The sequence below is a fragment of the Arthrobacter sp. P4_F11 genome (genome assembly GCF_056401395.1).
In genome coordinates this window covers 40,352-57,750 of the sequence record NZ_JBFUJK010000011.1, presented here as the reverse complement: position 1 = coordinate 57,750, position 17,399 = coordinate 40,352, and the positions used below count along the sequence as shown (strand labels likewise).

General features: G+C 68.6%; 12 protein-coding genes and 2 tRNA genes. 1 reads left to right on the top strand and 13 read right to left on the bottom strand.

All coding sequences use genetic code 11. From position 1 onward, the window contains the following. Nucleotides 1–9: 9 nt before the first annotated feature. From AC1DRO_RS13410 to AC1DRO_RS13395, 4 genes are all read right to left on the bottom strand, one after another. Nucleotides 10–1,662, bottom strand: a complete 1,653-nt coding sequence (locus tag AC1DRO_RS13410; protein ID WP_476951168.1) for a GTPase — start codon at nt 1,660–1,662, stop codon at nt 10–12. After that, entirely contained in the window at nt 1,659–3,431 is a 1,773-nt protein-coding gene (locus tag AC1DRO_RS13405) for a dynamin family protein (RefSeq protein ID WP_476951226.1), read from the bottom strand. Before AC1DRO_RS13405 ends, AC1DRO_RS13410 begins: the two co-directional genes overlap by 4 nt. Before the next feature lie 170 nt (nt 3,432–3,601). Next, nucleotides 3,602–3,674: transfer RNA gene (locus AC1DRO_RS13400), tRNA-Glu, on the bottom strand. Nucleotides 3,675–3,803: 129 nt separating this feature from the next. Beyond that, a tRNA-Gln gene (locus AC1DRO_RS13395) sits at nt 3,804–3,875 on the bottom strand. Nucleotides 3,876–4,220: 345 nt separating this feature from the next. Here AC1DRO_RS13395 and AC1DRO_RS13390 point away from each other — a divergent pair. Next, complete coding sequence (locus AC1DRO_RS13390; RefSeq protein WP_476951167.1) at nt 4,221–5,606, top strand: hypothetical protein; 1,386 nt, start codon at nt 4,221–4,223, stop codon at nt 5,604–5,606. A 41-nt stretch (nt 5,607–5,647) separates the two neighbouring features. Here AC1DRO_RS13390 and AC1DRO_RS13385 read toward each other — a convergent pair whose 3' ends face one another. The 9 genes from AC1DRO_RS13385 to AC1DRO_RS13345 all read right to left on the bottom strand — a co-directional run bounded on the left by AC1DRO_RS13385 (nt 5,648) and on the right by AC1DRO_RS13345 (nt 17,350). Further along, nucleotides 5,648–6,367 carry an HAD family hydrolase gene (locus AC1DRO_RS13385; RefSeq protein ID WP_476951166.1) on the bottom strand — a complete coding sequence of 240 codons (720 nt, stop codon included), beginning with the start codon at nt 6,365–6,367 and terminating at the stop codon, nt 5,648–5,650. 1 nt (nt 6,368) lies between these two features. Continuing rightward, nucleotides 6,369–7,904, bottom strand: coding sequence for a glutamate--tRNA ligase (gene gltX, locus AC1DRO_RS13380; RefSeq protein WP_476951165.1), 1,536 nt, complete (start codon nt 7,902–7,904; stop codon nt 6,369–6,371). 132 nt (nt 7,905–8,036) lie between these two features. Then, the gene (locus AC1DRO_RS13375; RefSeq protein WP_243177113.1) at nt 8,037–8,813 is read right to left on the bottom strand and encodes a fumarylacetoacetate hydrolase family protein; all 777 of its coding nucleotides are present in this window, start codon (nt 8,811–8,813) and stop codon (nt 8,037–8,039) included. Between the two features lie 5 nt (nt 8,814–8,818). Continuing rightward, nucleotides 8,819–9,616, bottom strand: coding sequence for an MBL fold metallo-hydrolase (locus AC1DRO_RS13370; RefSeq protein WP_476951164.1), 798 nt, complete (start codon nt 9,614–9,616; stop codon nt 8,819–8,821). Nucleotides 9,617–9,731: 115 nt separating this feature from the next. Next, complete coding sequence (locus AC1DRO_RS13365) at nt 9,732–10,844, bottom strand: branched-chain amino acid aminotransferase (RefSeq protein WP_476951163.1); 1,113 nt, start codon at nt 10,842–10,844, stop codon at nt 9,732–9,734. 151 nt (nt 10,845–10,995) lie between these two features. Next, on the bottom strand, nt 10,996–12,048 hold the full coding sequence (locus AC1DRO_RS13360) for a 3-isopropylmalate dehydrogenase (RefSeq protein ID WP_476951162.1): 1,053 nt from the start codon (nt 12,046–12,048) through the stop codon (nt 10,996–10,998). A 182-nt stretch (nt 12,049–12,230) separates the two neighbouring features. Further along, on the bottom strand, nt 12,231–13,790 hold the full coding sequence (gene metG / locus AC1DRO_RS13355) for a methionine--tRNA ligase (protein ID WP_476951161.1): 1,560 nt from the start codon (nt 13,788–13,790) through the stop codon (nt 12,231–12,233). Nucleotides 13,791–13,799: 9 nt separating this feature from the next. Then, nucleotides 13,800–14,567 (bottom strand): ABC transporter ATP-binding protein, encoded by a 768-nt coding sequence (locus tag AC1DRO_RS13350; protein ID WP_018773527.1) that lies wholly within the window; start codon nt 14,565–14,567, stop codon nt 13,800–13,802. Continuing rightward, the gene (locus AC1DRO_RS13345; protein WP_476951160.1) at nt 14,564–17,350 is read right to left on the bottom strand and encodes an ABC transporter permease; all 2,787 of its coding nucleotides are present in this window, start codon (nt 17,348–17,350) and stop codon (nt 14,564–14,566) included. Before AC1DRO_RS13345 ends, AC1DRO_RS13350 begins: the two co-directional genes overlap by 4 nt. Nucleotides 17,351–17,399 lie beyond the last annotated feature (49 nt).

Genomic DNA, 17,399 nt, shown 5'->3' with positions numbered 1-17,399 from the left:
ACGGACGGCTTACTGCCGGCCCGCGGCGGCCTTCAGCGTGGCAGTGAACTTCGCCAGGCGGCTGACCTCACGTTCCACGGGCGCCACGACGAGTTCCCCCGCGACGGCGGCGACGGCGGCTGTCAGTCGCTTCCGTGCCACGGCACTGCGCGACGCTGCTGCGGCTCCGGAGATGAACCGCGCCCCAATCGCCAGGACGATGCCCAGCAGCACTCCCCCGGCGATCATCACCGTAGGAACCGGCCAGCCCTGGACCCGTGGGACCTCTGGCACTGGCAGTTGCAGGTAGCCGAGCGCAGCCAGGACTCCCAGCCACGCGAATCCGGCCAGGGCCGTTACCAAGGCGAGCCACTGAACCGCATTGAACACACCCCACCACCAGGACTTCCTGCCAGCGGACAACTCTGTGGAGGCAATTGCCTGGTCCAGTGCATCCGGCAGCCGGTCGTTTCCTTCCCGGGCGGCGCCTCGGATGGCCGCCCGCCACGGGCCAGGGGCACCGGCGGACGCCGCCTCAGCGAATTCCCGGACGGCGGCATCGGTCCGCGCCCGTTCCGGCGCCCCGGCAGGAGGCAGCGAGGTCCGGTTCAGTTCAGGCTTGGCGCCCTCGCGGCGCAAGTTCAGACGCCGCAGCGGATCCGGCCGGAACCTGGCCAGCCAGCGGGTCACCGGCCAGCCCGTGCGCCGGGTTGCCTCCAGCCGGTAGGACCGGGCGACGGCGTCGACCACCAGCGGCACATTGGCGGCCACAGCCAACTCCCCCGCCAGCCGGGACTTGGCCGCGGCCGTCGCACCGGCGGCCGTCCCGCCACCCGTGGCCGTCGTGCCACCCGTGGACAGGCCGGACGCCTCGGCAAGCCTGGCGGCGGCCAGCGTGACATCTGCCGCAAGTCGCTGCGACATCGCTTTACGCTGCATCGCCACCTGCCGGATCGCGGCCCGCACCTTCTCCACCCCCGTCCCCAGCACGGCGGAAGCCCCGAGGACCTGAACTTTGTCCAGCCCGTCCCGCGCCAGGATAGCTGTGAGGGATTCCAGGACCGGCCGCACCTCGTGCTCCGGGAGCCTGTCGATTTGGTTGAGCACCACGATCGTGACGGCCCCGTGCGAGGACAGCGGTGCCAGGAAATCGTTGTGCACGGCGGCGTCGGCATATTTCTGCGGATCGAGGACCCAGACGAGGACGTCCACGAGGCCCACCATCCGCTGCACAATCTCCCGGTTGGCGGCCCTGGTCGAGTCAAAGTCCGGCAGGTCCAGAAGGATCAGCCCGGTGTCGTCGTCGGCGAACCCTTTGATCGGCGCCGCAGCGTGGCGCTTTCGGACCTCCAGCCAATCCAGCAGCGCATCGCTGCCCTGGACGCCCCAAATGCCCGCCAGCGGCTCGGTGGTGGTCGGACGGCGCACGGCAGCCGTCGCGATCTCCTCGCCGCTTACGGCATTGAAGAGCGATGACTTGCCGCTGCCTGTGGCTCCAAAAAACCCAACCACCGTGTGGTCTCCGGACAGCGACCGCCGCGAACTCGCGCGGTCGAGCACCTGCAGGACACCGGCCAGGGTCTCCTCCGGGAGGACGCCGTCTGCGAGCTCTGTGGCGTTGTTGAGCGCTTCCAGTCTGCGATCGAGCTGGGACGCCTCGCGGGCGGCGCCATGACGGCTCATGACGTGGCCGCCAGCCGGCGCAGTGCCGCCGCATGGCCCGCGATGGCTGAGGGCGGCACGCCGCCGTCGACCTCCAGCCGGGTCAAGAACCGTTGGCACTCCGCCGCCAGCAGGCCCCGGCACCGCAGATGCAGGTCTTCGCGCGCGGTCCGGGCCAGCCGGCGGACGGCGTCCTCCCCGAATACTGCCTCCAGGAGGCGCTGACCCACGACGGCGGTGCCGCCGGCGACTCCGATCTCAAGCCCGGTCAGGCCCGCGGTCATGGAGAACACCACAATCATCAGGGCAGCGCCGAGGCCGTTGATGCCGAAAGACAACCAGCGGGCCTGGGTGCGCTTGCCCTGGCCTTCGGTGCGGATGAGTTCCATCAGGTTCCCCTGCCAAGCGCGGATCTCGGCCGCCACAGCGTCCGCGAAGCCCTCGGAGGCACCCGAAAGATCGTCGGTGCCCAGCACCTGCCTGCCGGCGGGGTCTGAACGCCACCGCTGGTCGGTATGCTCGGCGGCCTTGGCGGCTTGATCGACAATGACCGCCTGCAGTCCCGTTTCGATCGCGGTTTCCACCCTGACCGCAGGCGCCGGTTCACCCCGGACAAACGCGCCCACGCGGTCACGGAAGCGTCCGATGTTCTGTTCCATGGCGCGGAAGAACTCCCCGGTCCCAACAAAGTCCTGCCAGCGCGCCAGCACTTCGCCGCGCAGCAGAGCGCCGTCGCGGGTGGCCTCGAGGATCCTGGCCACGGCGTCGTCATAGGCGTCGCGGGCGTCGGCTGCGAGAACACCGGCTGCGTGCTGCTGTTCGGACAGCGCCCGCTCCGCCGCGTCGACGCGGTGGGCGAGGGCGAGGAGGGTGCCGTTGAGGGTGCGCCGGGCGATTCCGGCCCGTCCCGCGGCGTCCCCTGCCAGCGTCCCGAGCCAAACGCGCAGCGGCTCGACCGCCTCAGCCGGAAGCATCCCTGCGGCATCCAGCGGCAGCTCCGGCACCACGAACAATTGGGCGGCCCCCAGCCCTTCCCGGCTGAGCATGGCCTGCAGATCCGCGCTAACCTCCGCTTCCGCCGCCGGCGGCACCCGGTCCAGGACGACGGCCACCATGATGTCGCGGGAGGCCGCATCCAGGAGCAGGCGCCAGGGCAGGGCGTCGGCATACCGGTTGGCTGTGGTGACAAATACCCAGAGGTCCGCGGCGGCAAGCAACTGCCCGGCCAGCTGCCGGTTGTTCTCGGAAACGGAGTCGACGTCGGGCGCGTCGACCAAAGCGATTCCGGGCGGGACCGCGGAGTCGGAGACCAGGACCAGGGAGGTCACCGGGCCGGGCTCCCACGCCGCACCAGCCGGTGCCTGCGCCCGGCCGTCCACGAGGGCACCCCGGATGCGGCCCAGGGCCGGCAGCACCCGCTGGCCCTCAAACCAGGCGGCGTCGGCGGGATGGTGGAGCAGGATGGGCTGGCGGGTGGTGGGGCGGATCGCACCGGCCCGCGTGACGGGGTGGCCCACCAGGGCGTTGACCAGGGTGGATTTTCCGGCCCCGGTGGAACCGCCCACCACGGCCAGCAGGGGCGCATCGAGGCTGCGGTACCGGGGCAGGATGTAGTCATCGAGTTGAGCCACGGCCCTTTGAAGGTCCAGGCGCGTTTGGTCCGTCCCGGGCAGGGCGAGCGGCAGCCGGAGGGCCGCGAGGTCCTGCCGCACTGCCTCCAGGAGGGCCACGCCGGTTGCGGCCCCGGGGCCGGTTTCATGGGAGCTCACTGCATCATCATGCCAGTTCAGAACGTGGTTCCCGCGGGGGCGCCGCTGCGCGGAACCAAAGCGCCATGCGCAGCGCATAGCGGGACTCTGCGCGACCGGCAATACGCCGGCGGACGAGTCGTGCCTGGAAGCCCAGTCAATCCGGGAAACGAAAAACGGCCCCGGGCTGATGCCCGGGACCGTTTTCATTGTGACCCCAGCGGGATTCGAACCCGCGTTACCGCCGTGAGAGGGCAGCGTACTAGGCCGCTATACGATGGGGCCGCGTACTTCCTAAACGGCATTTCTGCCATTCAAGCCAAATGATTGTTTCATACATTTGGCCGCCGTTTCAAATCGGACCAGCCGATTCAAAACTTCCGAATTTCAGCGGAAACCCGCGGAACTTCAGAGCTGGGATACCAGGACTCGAACCTAGAATGACGGTACCAGAAACCGTAGTGTTGCCAATTACACCATATCCCAAAGGCACTTTCGCTCCGGATGTTTGGGCGTAAACCCTCGCTCCCGGCGCCTCAGCACGAGTAATTACTTTACCCGAGAGTTTTCACTTCCACAAATCGGGCGTACGGCAGCGGGATCGGGCCGCCGGGGCGGGCCGCGCGCGGCGCCGATGGCGGCAATACCCGCGCCAGCCCTTGCCAATCCGGCGGAAACACGTTTACGCTCGGTAAGTTACCAACGAGTAACCACCCCTCCCCCACTCCGCTGCGGGCAGCTTTGCGCTCATTTTCCGGTGTTAGCTGCGTCACAGCTGCTGGGGTGGCCGTCAGCGGAGCCGCTGCCGGCGGGAACGTCGAGAGGAATCATGTGCCACAGAGTCGTGCCGCTATCAGCAAGACCCGGACCCGTGCGCAGCAGATGGCCATCGCCACCCTGGCGTTGCTGCTCATTGCCCGGCTGGGGTTCTATACCCTCGTCACGGGCCGCATCACGGAGGGTTCGGCCAAGCTCAGGGACGGGGCCGCCCAGGCGTCCGCCGGAGCCGGCCAGCTGGACGACGGCGCCGGGAAACTAGCCAACGGCGCCAGCCTGGCCGATACCGGGGCCGGAAAACTTTCCGCGGGGGCGGAAAAGATCTCCTCGGGCATCAGCACCAAACTGGCACCCGGGGCGGACAAGCTCCAGGCCGGTGCCGGCAAGTTGGCCGAAGGTGCCGTCAGGATCGAAGCCGATGTCACCAGCAAGCTGGCCCCCGGCGTCTACAAAGTCGACGACGGTGCGCAGAAGCTCGCGGCGGGGGCCGTGCAGCTTTCAGCCGCGCTGACGCCGACGCCGGCGGGCAACGCAGAGAACAACCTCACCGACGGGGCCACCCGGCTCGACGGCGGCGCTGCCCAGCTGGCCGGCGGCACCGCCGCGCTGGCAGGCGGCACGGACCAGCTCAAGGGCTACCGCGGTGCCAACGGCAATCCGGAGGCCGGAACCGGGACCGCGGCCCTGGCTCAGGCTCTGGAACTGCTGGAGGCGGCGGCGGATGACCCGGTCAAGGGGCTCGTTCCGCTTTCGGTGGTGAAGGACAAGATCGCCAAGATCACCGCGGGCGCGCACAAGCTCGACGCCGGTGCCAGCCAGCTGCAGGCCGGCGCGCAGCGGCTGCAGGACGGCGCGGGCCAGCTGAACGCAGGAACGGGCAAGCTCAAGGCCGGATTCGCGACGCTGGCCGGGAAGCTCAACAGCCAGGACCCCGGCAGCCCGGGCGTGGTGCTGGGCACCCGGCTTCTGGCCGACGGCACGTCCAAGATCCGGGTCGGGATGGAGGGGGTCCCCGGCGACCCCGAGCACCCGGGCCTGCTCAAGGCCGCCGCCCGGATGACCGAGGGCAGCTCGCGCCTGGCCGACGGAACCGTGGCCCTGAACGCCGGGATCAAGGGCAATCCGGCCGATCCTGCCAACCCCGGCCTGCTGGGCGGCTCCCGTGCCCTGGCTTCCGGGGCCTCAGAACTCTCGGCCGGCAGCACCAAGCTGGCGTCCGGCTCCTCGCAGCTGGCCACGGGGGCGGACAAGCTCGCGGACGGCAACGCCCGGATTGCCGATGGCACCGGCACGCTGTATTCCGGAGCTGCCGCGGTGTCGCCCACCAGCTTGCTCCGGCAGTCCGACGCCGCCACGGCACTGGGACTCGTCGCAGTGCTGGCCCTTGGCGCCGTTGGCGCCTTCCTGGCGCTGCGGAAGAGGCAGACCGGACCACGGTAGCTTCCGGTGCCGGTTACAGCGGGGGCTGGTTGCAGCGCCGGTTACAGCGGGGGCTGCGCCAGCAGGTCCAGCAGGGAGCCGACCTCGCGGCCCAGGAAGCCCGGGGCCGGTTCCCCGCCGCGGTTCAGCCAGACGCCGAGGAGGCCGGCCGCCGTCGAACCTTCCGCATCGAGCAGCCGGTTGTCACCGACGTACAGCGTTTCGCGGGGACCCGTTCCGATCCGCCGGACACCCTCGAGGTAGATCGCCGGGTCCGGCTTTGCGGCGCCAACGGTGTCGGTGCCCACCAGAACGGTAATCCGTTCCAGTCCGGCCGCGTCCAGCTTCACGCGCTGGTAGTCGTGGACGTTGTTGCTCACGGCGCCGTAAGGAATGCCGGCCGCGTCCAGGGCGTCCAGCAGGGGCCCGACGTCGTCGAACGCCCGGATGTAGCCGTGCTGGCGGCTCGCGTAGGAACTCACCCAGTGGTGGGCCTGTTCGCCGTCGGCAAGTTCGACGCCGAAGTACCCCAGCGCCGCCCGGCCGCGGAGCAGGCGCTGTTCATTGAACGTGATCTCGCCGGCCAGGTAGCGGTCGTAGAAGTGGGTGGTTTCATGGGTGAAGATCCGTCCGAACCTCTCCCACCCGGCCTCGTCCAGGCCGGGCAGGAGGTGCTCGCTGACGTCGCGGAGGGCCGTCGTCATGGCGAATTCGAGGTCCACGAGGGTGTCGTCAATGTCGAACAGAACCCCACGGACTGCGCCCAGGCCCGCTGCCAGCATGTCAGCCGCGGAAAGCGCGCAGGCGGGCCAGGGAGGAATCCTTGCCCAGGATGACCATGGACTCGAACAGCGGCGGGGAGATCCGCCGGCCCGAGACAGCCGTGCGGACCGGGCCGAAAGCCAGGCGCGGCTTGACGCCGAGGCCTTCCACGAGGGCTTCCTTCAGGGCGGCCTGGATGTTCTCGGCCGTCCAGTCGGCAACGGGCTCCAGGGCGGCCAGGGCGGCGTCGAGCACCTCGGTGAGGTTCTCCGGCAGCCCTTTGCGGGCGTCGTCGGCGACGTCGATGGCGTCGTCGGCCTTGAACAGGAACGCAATCATTTCGGGGGCTTCGCCCAGCAGCGAGATGCGCTCCTGGATCAGCGGCGCGGCCTCGGCCAGGATCTCCTCATCGCGGGCCGTGAGGTTCTCCCCGACGAAGCCGGCGGCCTGCAGGTAGGGCACCAGGCGGCCGCGGAAGTCCTCGGCGCCGAGCATGCGGATGTGGGTGCCGTTGATGGCTTCGGCCTTCTTGATGTCGAAGCGTGCCGGGTTGGCCAGCACGTCGTTGACGTCGAAGTGCTCGATCAGCTGGTCCACGGTGAAGATGTCCTCGTCGGCGGAGAGGCTCCAGCCGAGCAGGGACAGGTAGTTCAGCAGGCCCTCGGGGATGAAGCCGCGGTCCCGGAGCAGGAACAGGTTGGACTGGGGGTCGCGCTTGGAGAGCTTCTTGTTGCCCTCGCCCATGACGTACGGCAGGTGGCCGAAGACCGGCATGTAGCTGGCGACGCCAATGTCCATCAGCGCCTGGATCAGCACCACCTGGCGGGGCGTGGAGGAGAGCAGGTCCTCGCCGCGGAGCACGTGGGTGATGCCCATGAGGGCGTCGTCCACGGGGTTGACGAGGGTGTAGAGCGGGGAGCCGTCGGCGCGGACAATGACGTAGTCCGGGATGCTGCCGGCCTTGAAGGTGATCTCGCCGCGGACCATGTCCGTGAACGTGACGTCCTCGTCGGGCATCCGGACGCGCAGCACAGGCTGGCGGCCCTCGGCCTTGAACGCGGCGAGCTGGTCCTCGGAGAGTTCGCGGTCGAAGTTGTCGTAGCCGAGCTTCGGGTCGCGGCCGGCGGCGCGGTGGCGGGCTTCAACTTCTTCCGGCGAGGAGTAGCACTCGTAGGCGTAACCGGCGTCGATCAGCTTGGCCACGACGTCCTTGTAGAGGTCCAGGCGCTGCGACTGGCGGTAGGGCTCGTGCGGGCCGCCGACTTCCACGCCCTCTTCCCAGGTGATGCCGAGCCATTTGAGGGCCTCGAGCAGCTGCTGGTAGCTCTCCTCCGAGTCGCGGGCCGCGTCCGTGTCCTCGATCCGGAACACAAAGGTGCCCTTCGTGTGCCGGGCATGGGCCCAGTTGAACAGGGCGGTGCGGATCAGGCCGACGTGCGGGGTGCCCGTGGGTGACGGGCAGAACCGGACACGGACCGGGGTGTCAGCGGTGACTTCACCGGTGGAGGCAGCAAGGGCGGAGCTGGGAACGGCGTCGGCCGCGGAAGCAGTAGTCATAGTGGTACCAACATTACCAATCTCTCCCAACGCCACCCGCCCGGAATTCCGCCCCGGAAATACCGCTGCGGAAACGGACAGCCGCCCCGTGGATCCACGGGGCGGCTGTCTGAAATCGGCGCGAAGCAACCGTTAGCGGCGGACCACCGGGTTGGAGAGCCGTCCGATGCCCTCGATCTCGACCTCATAGCGGTCGCCTGCCTGCACGGCGCCGACGCCGGCCGGGGTACCGGTCATGATGACGTCGCCCGGGAGCAGGGTGAAGGCCTGCGAGACGATGGAGACGAGCTCCCGGACGCCGCGGATCATCTGGTTCGTGCTGCCGTCCTGGCGCAGTTCGCCATTGAGCCGGCCTTGGATCTGCAGGTCCTCGGTGTCGAGCTCGGTCTCGATCCACGGCCCGAGCGGGGCCGAGGTGTCGAAGCCCTTGGCCCGGGCCCACTGCAGGTCCGTCTTCTGGACGTCGCGGGCAGTGAGGTCGTTGCCGCAGGTGTAGCCGAAGATCACATCATCGACCCGGTCCTCGGGCACGTCCTTGCAGATCCGGCCAATGACGACGCACAGCTCGGCCTCGAAGGAGACGTCCTCGGAGAACTCCGGCAGGACAATGGGATCGTTGGGCCCGATCACGGACGTGTTGGGCTTGAGGAACAGCAGGGGCTGCGCCGGGACCTCGTTGCCGAGCTCCCGGGCGTGCTCCGCGAAGTTGCGGCCAACCCCGATCACCTTGCTGCGGGGGATGATCGGCGCCAGCAGGCGGACGTCCTCCAGCTTGTGCTTTACGGGGGTTCGTTCCACGCCGTGGAAGAAGGGGTCGCCCTTGATGACAGTGACTTCCTCACTGCCGGGCTCACCTTCCACGATGCCGTAGAGGGGATCAGAATCGACTACAAACCGGGCGATACGCATGGTTCCTAGCCTACCGTCCCCTCGGTGCGCAGGTAGTCCAGCTGCGCGGCGACGGAGAGCTCCGCGGCGCGGCGGACGGAGGGGTCGACGTCGGCGTACACGGCGTCCGTGACGGCTCGGACATCGGCGTCGGCGCCCAGTGCCGCGAGGGCTGCCCGGACCTGTTCGAGCCGGCCGCGCCGGTGGTCCCGGTAGGCGCGGGCGACGGCGTCCAGGGCCGGCAGCACCGGGCCGTGGGCCGGCAGCACCGTGGCCGGCCCGAGGCGTTCGAGCCGGTCCAGCGAGTCGAGGTAGTCCCGGAGGGTGCCGTCGGGGTAGTCCAGCACCGTGGTTCCGGAGCCCAGAATCGTGTCCCCGGTCAGCACAGAGCCGTGCGGTCCGTCCTGCGGCAGGTGGAAGCACAGCGAATCCGAGGTGTGGCCCGGCGTCGCCAGGACCCGGATGTCAGTGCCGGCCGCCCGGATGGTTTCGCCGTCCTGCAGCGGGGGTGCGCCGTGGCAGTGGGCGGGGTCCGCGGCCCGGACCGGTGCGCCCGTCAAGGCGGAAAACCTCTCGGCGGCCGCGGTGTGGTCCGCGTGCCGGTGTGTGATCAGGATGAGTTCGACCGGTCCCTCGCCGGCCAGCGCCTGCAGGTGCGGCTCGTCGAGGGGCCCGGGGTCGACGGCCACCCTGGCCGCCGCCCCCGGGGCGGCAATGAGATAGGAGTTGGTGCCTTCCAGGCTCATGGGGCCCGGATTCGGGGCGAGGCGGAACCGGGTCAGCTCACTGCTGCGGACAATGCCGCGGGATGTCTCGGAGGTCACGGACCCATCCTTGCATTGAATCGGGCGTCGTTGGCTCCAGCCCGGGACCACAGACGCCGACGGCGGCCCTCACCCGAAGGTGGGGACCGCCGTCGTGCACTTAGACGTTCTGTGGCTATGCCAGCCGGGTCAGCCAACCGTGGGTGTCCTCCACGGTGCCGGTCTGGATCCCGAGCAGCTGGGCGCGGATGGCCAGGGTGGTCTCCCCCGCCGTGGCGTCCTCGGAGCCGATGAACTCGGTGGCGTCCTTGAGCACGCCGATGGGGGTGATGACCGCGGCGGTGCCGCAGGCGAAGACCTCGGCAATGTCTCCGGAGGCAACACCGTCGCGCCACTCATCCAGGGTGATCTTGCGTTCAGTGACGTCCCGGCCCATGTCCCGGGCCACCTGGATCACGGACATCCGGGTGATGCCTTCCAGGATGGTGCCGGAGAGCGCGGGGGTGACGAGCGAGCCGTCCTTCATGACGAAGAAGACGTTCATGCCGCCGAGTTCCTCGACGGCGTTGTCGTTGAACTGGTCCAGGAAGAGGACCTGCTTGCAGCCGTTGACCTCGGCCTCCTGCTGGGCGATCAGCGAGGCAGCGTAGTTGCCGCCGCACTTGGCGGCGCCTGTTCCGCCGCGGCCGGCGCGGGCGTATTCGCGCGAGATCCAGATGGAGACGGGCTTGAGTTCGCCGCCGAAGTAGTTGCCGGCCGGGGAGGCGATCACGCGGAAGGAGACCTCGCGCGCTGCCCGCACGCCAAGGAACGCCTCGGTGGCGATCATGAAGGGCCGCAGGTACAGGGCTTCGCCGTCGCCGGCGGGGACCCAGTCCTTGTCTGCCGCGACGAGCTCGCGGATGGCGCCGAGGAAGTATTCTTCCGGGAGTTCGGGCAGGGCCAGGCGCCGGGCGGACTTGTTCAGCCGGGCGGCGTTGGCCTCGGGCCGGAACGTCCAGACCGAGCCGTCGGCGTGGCGGTAGGCCTTGAGGCCCTCGAAGATCTCCTGGCCGTAGTGCAGCACGGCGGCGGACGGGTCCAGGGAAATCGGGCCGTAGGGCTCAACGCGCGCGTCGTGCCAGCCGCCGTTGCCGGCGGCGTCGACGCTGTAGTCCACAATCGCGGTGTGGTCGGTGAAATAGTCGCCGAATCCCGGGTTTGCCAGGATGGCGGCACGCTCTTCAGCAGACTTCGGGGTCTCCGACAGGTGCTGGGTGAATTCGACGCCATGGGCAGTCTGAGTCATGGTTCCTCCACGATCGGCTGCCTGGCGTGGGAACGTGGTTCACCCTCGGACCACGGCAGCATATTGGTGATTCGAAACAAGCTTACGCCCGTTGGCAGCACGGTTTTGCGGTGCCTGCAGTCGCCTGCAGTCCAGGAAATGCAGCCCGGGCCTACAGCGCCGCCGCGATGGCGTCGCCGATCGCGCTGGTGGTGCGGACGGCGCCGTCGCGGGCTTCGACGTCGGCCGTGACGGCCGCCTCGATCTTCCGGGCGGCGCCGGCGAAGCCGAGGTGGTCGAGCAGGAGCGCCGCGGAGAGGATGGCGGCGGTGGGGTCGGCCTTCTGCTGGCCGGCGATGTCCGGGGCAGACCCGTGGACCGGTTCGAACATGGACGGCGCGGTGCGGTCCATGTTGAGGTTGCCGGAGGCGGCGAGGCCGATCCCGCCGGTCACGGCCGCCGCGAGGTCGGTGATGATGTCGCCGAACAGGTTGTCGGTGACAATCACGTCGAAGCGGGCCGGATCGGTGACCATGAATATCGTGGCGGCGTCGACGTGGAGGTAGTCGTGCGTAACGTCGGGGAACTCCTGGGCCACGGCCTCGACCGTGCGCTTCCAGAGCTGGCCGGCGAAGACCAGGACGTTGTGCTTGTGCACCAGGGTGAGCTTCTTGCGGGGGCGGTCGTTGGCCCGGCGGAACGCGTCGCGGACCACGCGCTCCACGCCGTGGGCGGTATTCAGGGACACTTCGGTGGCCACCTCGTGGGGGGTGCCGGCGCGCAGTGTGCCGCCGTTGCCCACGTAGGGGCCCTCGGTGCCTTCGCGGACGACGATGAAGTCGATCTCGCCGGGGTTCGCGAGCGGGCTGCCGACGCCGGCGTACAGGCGGGAGGGCCGCAGGTTGACGAAGTGGTCCAGGCTGAAGCGCAGCTTCAGCAGGAGCTCGCGCTCGATGATGCCGGAGGGGATCCGGGTGTCGCCGGGGGCCGCGCCGACGGCGCCGAACAAGATGGCGTCGCGGGTGCGGAGGTCGGCGAGGGTGGCCGCGGGGAGGGTCTCCCCCGTCGTGAGCCAGTGCTCCGCGCCCAGCTTGTAGTGGGTCTGCTGGAGCACGATCCCTTCTGCGGCCGCGGCCTTTTCAAGGACCTTCAGGGCTTCGGCGGTGACCTCCGGGCCGATGCCGTCGCCCGGGATGACTGCCAGATCAATCGTGGATGCGCTCATATTTTCAGGGTAGCCAAGTGATCCACATTCTGGTCAAGTTGTCTCACTATTCGGCCACCCCTACGGACGCTCCCTCACTTTCGGCAGGAAAAGACGAAACGCTCCCGCACTTCCGAAACGGAAGTGCGGGAGCGTCACTCGAAACGCCGCCGGATCTGCGGGAGCGTCAGGGCCGCAGGGGCTCAGGCTTCGGCGGGTTCCTCGTACTTCGGGAACACCGGGGCCGGGGCGGGAAGTTCCGTGCCGGCGGCGATCGGGGTGCCCAGGGCCGAGAACTGGCGCGCCCCGCCCTCGGGCTGGCCGAGCGTATGCAGGATCGCCGCCGTCGCCACCGGCATGACCGGCTGGGCCAGGACCGCGACGATCCGCAGCACCTCGAGCGTCACGTAGAGCACCGTGTTCATGCGTTCGACGTCGGTCTTGCGCAGCACCCACGGGGCCTGCTCGGCGAAGTAGGCGTTGGTGTCCCCCAGGACAGCCCAGATGGCCTCCAGTGCGCGGCTGAACTCCTGCTTCTCGAACGCGGCCCGGGCGGAGTCCAGCAGTCCGTTGGCCTGGGCCAGAATCGCGGTGTCCTCGGCGGAAAATGCGCCGGGCGCGGGCACGCGGCCCTCGCAGTTCTTGGCCACCATGGACAGCGACCGCTGGGCCAGGTTGCCGAAGTTGTTGGCGAGGTCGGAGTTCATCCGGCCCACGATTGCCTCGTGGTTGTAGTTGCCGTCCGCGCCGAAGGGGACCTCGCGCAGGAAGAAGTAGCGGACCTGGTCCAGGCCGTACTGGGCCACGAAGTCCGCGGGGGCCACCACGTTGCCCAGCGACTTGGACATCTTGACGCCGTTGTTCTGCAGGAAGCCGTGGATCATGATCCGCTTCGGCAGCTCCAGTCCGGCGCTCATGAGGAACGCCGGCCAGTAGATGGCGTGGAAGCGGGAGATGTCCTTGCCGATCACGTGCACGTCGGCCGGCCAGAACTTCTTGAAGGAGTCCGAGTCGACGTCCGGGTAGCCGACCCCGGTGAGGTAGTTGGTCAGCGCATCGACCCACACGTACATGACGTGCTTGTCGTTGCCGGGCACGGGAACGCCCCAGTCGAACGTGGTGCGGCTGATGGACAGGTCCTCCAGACCGCGCCGGACGAAGCTGATGACCTCGTTGAAGCGGGACTGCGGGGCGCCGAATTCCGGGTGGGCCTCGTAGAGCGCCAGCAGTTTGTCCTGATAGGCGGAGAGCCGGAAGAAGTAGCTCTCCTCGGCCGTCCAGGTGACCTCGGTGTCGGATTCGCGCGAGTAGCGGATCCCGTCGTCCTTGACCACGGTCTCGTCCTCGACGTAGAACGCCTCGTCGCGGACCGAGTACCAGCCTTCGTACTTGGACAGGTAGATGTCCCCGTTGGCTTCCATCTTCTTCCAGATGGCCTGCGACGCCGCGTAGTGGTCGGCGTCCGTGGTGCGGATGAAACGGTCGTAGGAGACCCCCAGGGCCGCGTGCGCCGCCTTGTAGATCTCGGCGTTCCGGTCCACCAGTTCCTTGGGCGTGACGCCTTCCTTCTCGGCGGCCTGGGCGATCTTCATGCCGTGCTCGTCGGTTCCGGTCAGGAAGAAGACGTCGTACCCGTCCAGGCGCTTGAAGCGGGCCATCGCATCGGTGGCGATGTACTCGTACGCATGGCCGATGTGCGGCACCCCGTTGGGGTACGTGATGGCCGTGGTGATGTAGAACGGGGTCTGGTCAGTTGAAGTCACGGTCTAAATCTAGATCAGTTCTGTGAGGGTATCGCTCTGGCGGACCAGTTCGTGGTCATGTGAAGCGACCAGCACGGCGATGCCGTCCGAGGTGGTGTCCTTGAGGATGCTGATGATGCGGTTGGCCGCGGCACGGTCCAGGCTGGCCGTGGGCTCGTCGACCACCAGGACGCGGGTGCCGAGGATGAGCGCCCGGGCGATCGCGACGCGCTGGCGTTCACCGCCGGAAAGCTGCGCCGGGCGGTGGCGCATGCGCCGGCCCAGGCCCACGAGGTCCAGGAGGTCCTTGGCCATGTCGCGGCGCTTCTCGACCTCGCCGTCGGGCACGGCCGGCAGCAGGACGTTCTCGAGCGCGCTCATCCCGTCGATCAGGGCACCGCCCTGGTCGACGTAGCCGATCAGGGCCCGGCGGCGGTCGGCGATTTCGTCGTCGCCCATGGTCTCGAGCGAGTCGCCTTCCCAGAACACCCGGCCCGACGTCGGCAGGGTCAGTCCCGCGCCGACGGTCAGGATGCTGGTCTTGCCCGAGCCGGAGCGTCCCGCGACGCAGTGCATTTCGCCGGCGTGCAGCGTCATGTTGAAGTCGTCCACGACGTTGACGGCCTCGGCACCGCCCTTGCCGCCGCCGTAGTGGATGGTGATGTTGCTCAGTTCCAGCGGGGTGGCGTGGTCCGTGGCCTTCACGATCGTGTTGGCGCGGGTCTTGTGCGCACCGCGACGGGTGCTGGCGGTCATCCGGTCGTGTGCCTCCCGGTCAAGGTTCAGCTCGTTAGTCATTGGACCACTTTCGTTGCAATCGGAATCCAGCAAAGTACAGCTACGAGACCGGCAATTGCGGCCCACAGCGCGGCATAAGGGGCCAGGAGGAGGCCGATGCCGAGGGCGCCCACAACACCCAGCGGCAGCGCGACGGTTCCCACCATGGCGTTTTCAAAGAAGCGGACCTGGCCCAGCATGTCCGGGTTCCAGCCCATGGCCCGCAGCGTGCCGAGGTACTGGCGCTTGGCCTGCAGCTCGAAGCGGCCGGTGACCATGGTCAGCAGCAGCCCGACGGCAACACCGGACACGCCCAGGATGATGCTGGGCAGGGCGATGCTCGCCGCGGCCAGCCCGCTGAGGGCGCTGGCGCCGGCGGCCCGCGGAATGTCGATCAGCAGGGCGACGAGTCCGCCGACGGCCGCGGCGAAGACACCGACGGCAACGGCCAGGGAGATGGTGTTGAACTTGTTGGTGCTCAGCTGCCGGTTCGCGAAGGTCAGCGGGGAATCGACCGCGATGAGCCGTTCATCGTGTTGCGGCTCCTGGTCCACGACGTCGCGGTGGCGCAGCTGCTGCGCCGCGACGAACGCGGCACCGGCGTACAGCACCAGGACCGACGCCGAGACCACCGCGGTGGCGGTGCTCCAGCTGATCAGGCTCAGGACGACACCGACGACGGCCAGCAGCGCGGCGCCGACGCCGAATTCGGCCAGCACCCAGGAACGGATCTTGCGCTGGGTCCAGCCCATGGCGCGCAAAGTACCGGCCTCGCTGCGCCGTTTGCGGATGTAACTGACGGTGGAGGCTCCGGTCAGGAGGGCAGCACCGCAGAGGGTCAGGAACAGCAGGGTCAGGTTCGTGGCGGTCAGCGAGCCGGACACGGCGTCCGCGGCGTCCTGGCGGACCCACGACTGCTGCACGGTGCCCAGCGGCGATTCCTTGCCGGCGTCGTCCTTGGAGTAGCCGGGAACGGCGATGCTGGCGTCTTCGCGGGCCGATCCGGCCACCACGGTGGCCTGCAGGCCCATGTCGCGGATCTCGTTGGCGAGCTTCTCCACCTCGGGCTGCGCCTGTTTCCAGCTGCCCGGAACCTTGGCGCGGACCCGGACGGCGTCGATCACGTTGGCGTTCGCATCGTAGCCGCGGGCGGCGGCGAGGCCGTAGTAGTCGGTGATGGCTCCGGCGGACTGGCTGACCAGTCCCGTGGCGCTCAGCGAGGGCTTGAGTTCGGTGTTGACGTCCTTGCCCGACGCGTCTTTGGTCAGGGTGAACGGCGCGGGGTCATAGCCGCCCAGGGGCAGCCGGTTGACGTCGCCGGCAGCTTCCTTGACGTTCGCGGCGTCGAAGGTGCCGTAGACCATGGCCAGCGGCGTGGCCAGCTTCTTGCCGGTTTCGAGGTTCTGGCGGTAGGAGCGCTCGTCTACCGGCTCGCGCTGGGTCTGGTCGACGGCTTCGCCGTTGGCGGCCTTGTCCGGCAGTCGGTTCACGGTGACCCAGTCTCCGGGCGTGGCGCTCTTGTCAACGGCGCCGTTGGCGGCGGTTTCGCCGTCCTTGTACGTCGGGGCGGCGGCGAAGTTGGTGGTCCAGGTGGCCGGGTTGTAGAGACCCTGGCTGAAGGATCCGGTGTCGCCCATGAGCTGGGAGAGGTCCTTGGACCCGGGCCAGGCGAGGGCGAACGGGGACTTGGAAACGAACGGCAGGTAGTCCTTGTCCAGCGAGCGGGTCACGGTGCCGACGTCCTTGGTGACGTTGCCGGAGTCGTCGATTTCCTCGATTTTGACCGAGTACTTCAGGTCCAGGGCGGTGCCCGAGCGCACGATCAGCGGGATGGCCTGCGAATCGTCGGTGAGCTGGCCGTCGCGCTTGGCCTGCTGGTACTGGGTCATCAGCGGTGCCCAGTACTTGAGCTTGACGCCGAGGAAGTCCGGGCCTTCCTTGAGTTCGTCCATGCTGATGCCGTTGGTGAAGAGGCTCTCGAAGTGCCGGCCGATCGCGCCGGCGTTGCGGGCGTCCGCGGGCGGGGCCTTCTCCAGCGGGGACAGGAAGTCACCGGCCGTGCCGAGCAGCGCACGTTCGGAGACGGGGTCGACGGCGACGACGGACTCGGTCACCTGCGGAGCCATCGGCAGGGAAACGGAGAGGTTGAAGAGGTTGTGCTCGGAGCCGCCGGCCGGGGTGGGGAACTTGATGCCGGTCTCGCCCGCCGGGCCCTGGATGCGGACGTTCTTGCCGCCGTCGACCTGTTCCTCGACCAACTTCGCCTTGCCGAGGGAGCCCTCGGCCGTGGTCTTGAACAGGGTCTGGTCGGAGTGGCCGTCGGAGCTGACGGCGCTGGCCGTGAGGCGGTATTTCTTCGGCGTGTCGCTCAGTACCGATTCCGCGGCCGGCCACTTGCTCGGATCCGTCGCGGTCGGGTCGCCGGAGGTGCCCGCGAGGCCCGCGTTGAAGCCCAGGTAGTCGGTGGCGTCCAGCCGCGGCGACTCCAGGTTCTGCGTCACGCGCGAGACGAGGCTGATGGGGGCGGCCACAGAGGTGCCGGAGAGCTTGCGGATCGAATCCAGCTGCTCGAAGCTGATGCCGCCCTGGCCGGTGGCGATGTCGGGCTGCATCAGGCCGCCGTTATCCTTCGCCTTGGCCTGCACCAGGACGTCATAGAGCCCCCGGGAGTTTTGGTCCACGGTCCTGCTCAGCGCCGCCTGGGACTGACCCTGGACGAGCACGGACAGGCACATGGCCACGATCAAAATGGACGCGGTCAGCAAAAGCACTCTGCTTCTGATGAACCTCTGGACGGCGTTCATTGGGCTCCTGAAAGCTGGATTGCGTGCGCACGCCGCAGTTCATTTCCTG

Coding starts and splice junctions, on each gene's coding strand:
- AC1DRO_RS13410 (WP_476951168.1), bottom strand. CDS start 1,662: ATGAGCCGTCATGGCGCCGCCCGCGAGGCGTCCCAGCTCGATCGCAGA.
- AC1DRO_RS13385 (WP_476951166.1), bottom strand. CDS start 6,367: ATGCTGGCAGCGGGCCTGGGCGCAGTCCGTGGGGTTCTGTTCGACATT.
- gltX (WP_476951165.1), bottom strand. CDS start 7,904: ATGACTACTGCTTCCGCGGCCGACGCCGTTCCCAGCTCCGCCCTTGCT.
- AC1DRO_RS13375 (WP_243177113.1), bottom strand. CDS start 8,813: ATGCGTATCGCCCGGTTTGTAGTCGATTCTGATCCCCTCTACGGCATC.
- AC1DRO_RS13365 (WP_476951163.1), bottom strand. CDS start 10,844: ATGACTCAGACTGCCCATGGCGTCGAATTCACCCAGCACCTGTCGGAG.
- AC1DRO_RS13360 (WP_476951162.1), bottom strand. CDS start 12,048: ATGAGCGCATCCACGATTGATCTGGCAGTCATCCCGGGCGACGGCATC.
- AC1DRO_RS13350 (WP_018773527.1), bottom strand. CDS start 14,567: ATGACTAACGAGCTGAACCTTGACCGGGAGGCACACGACCGGATGACC.
- AC1DRO_RS13345 (WP_476951160.1), bottom strand. CDS start 17,350: ATGAACGCCGTCCAGAGGTTCATCAGAAGCAGAGTGCTTTTGCTGACC.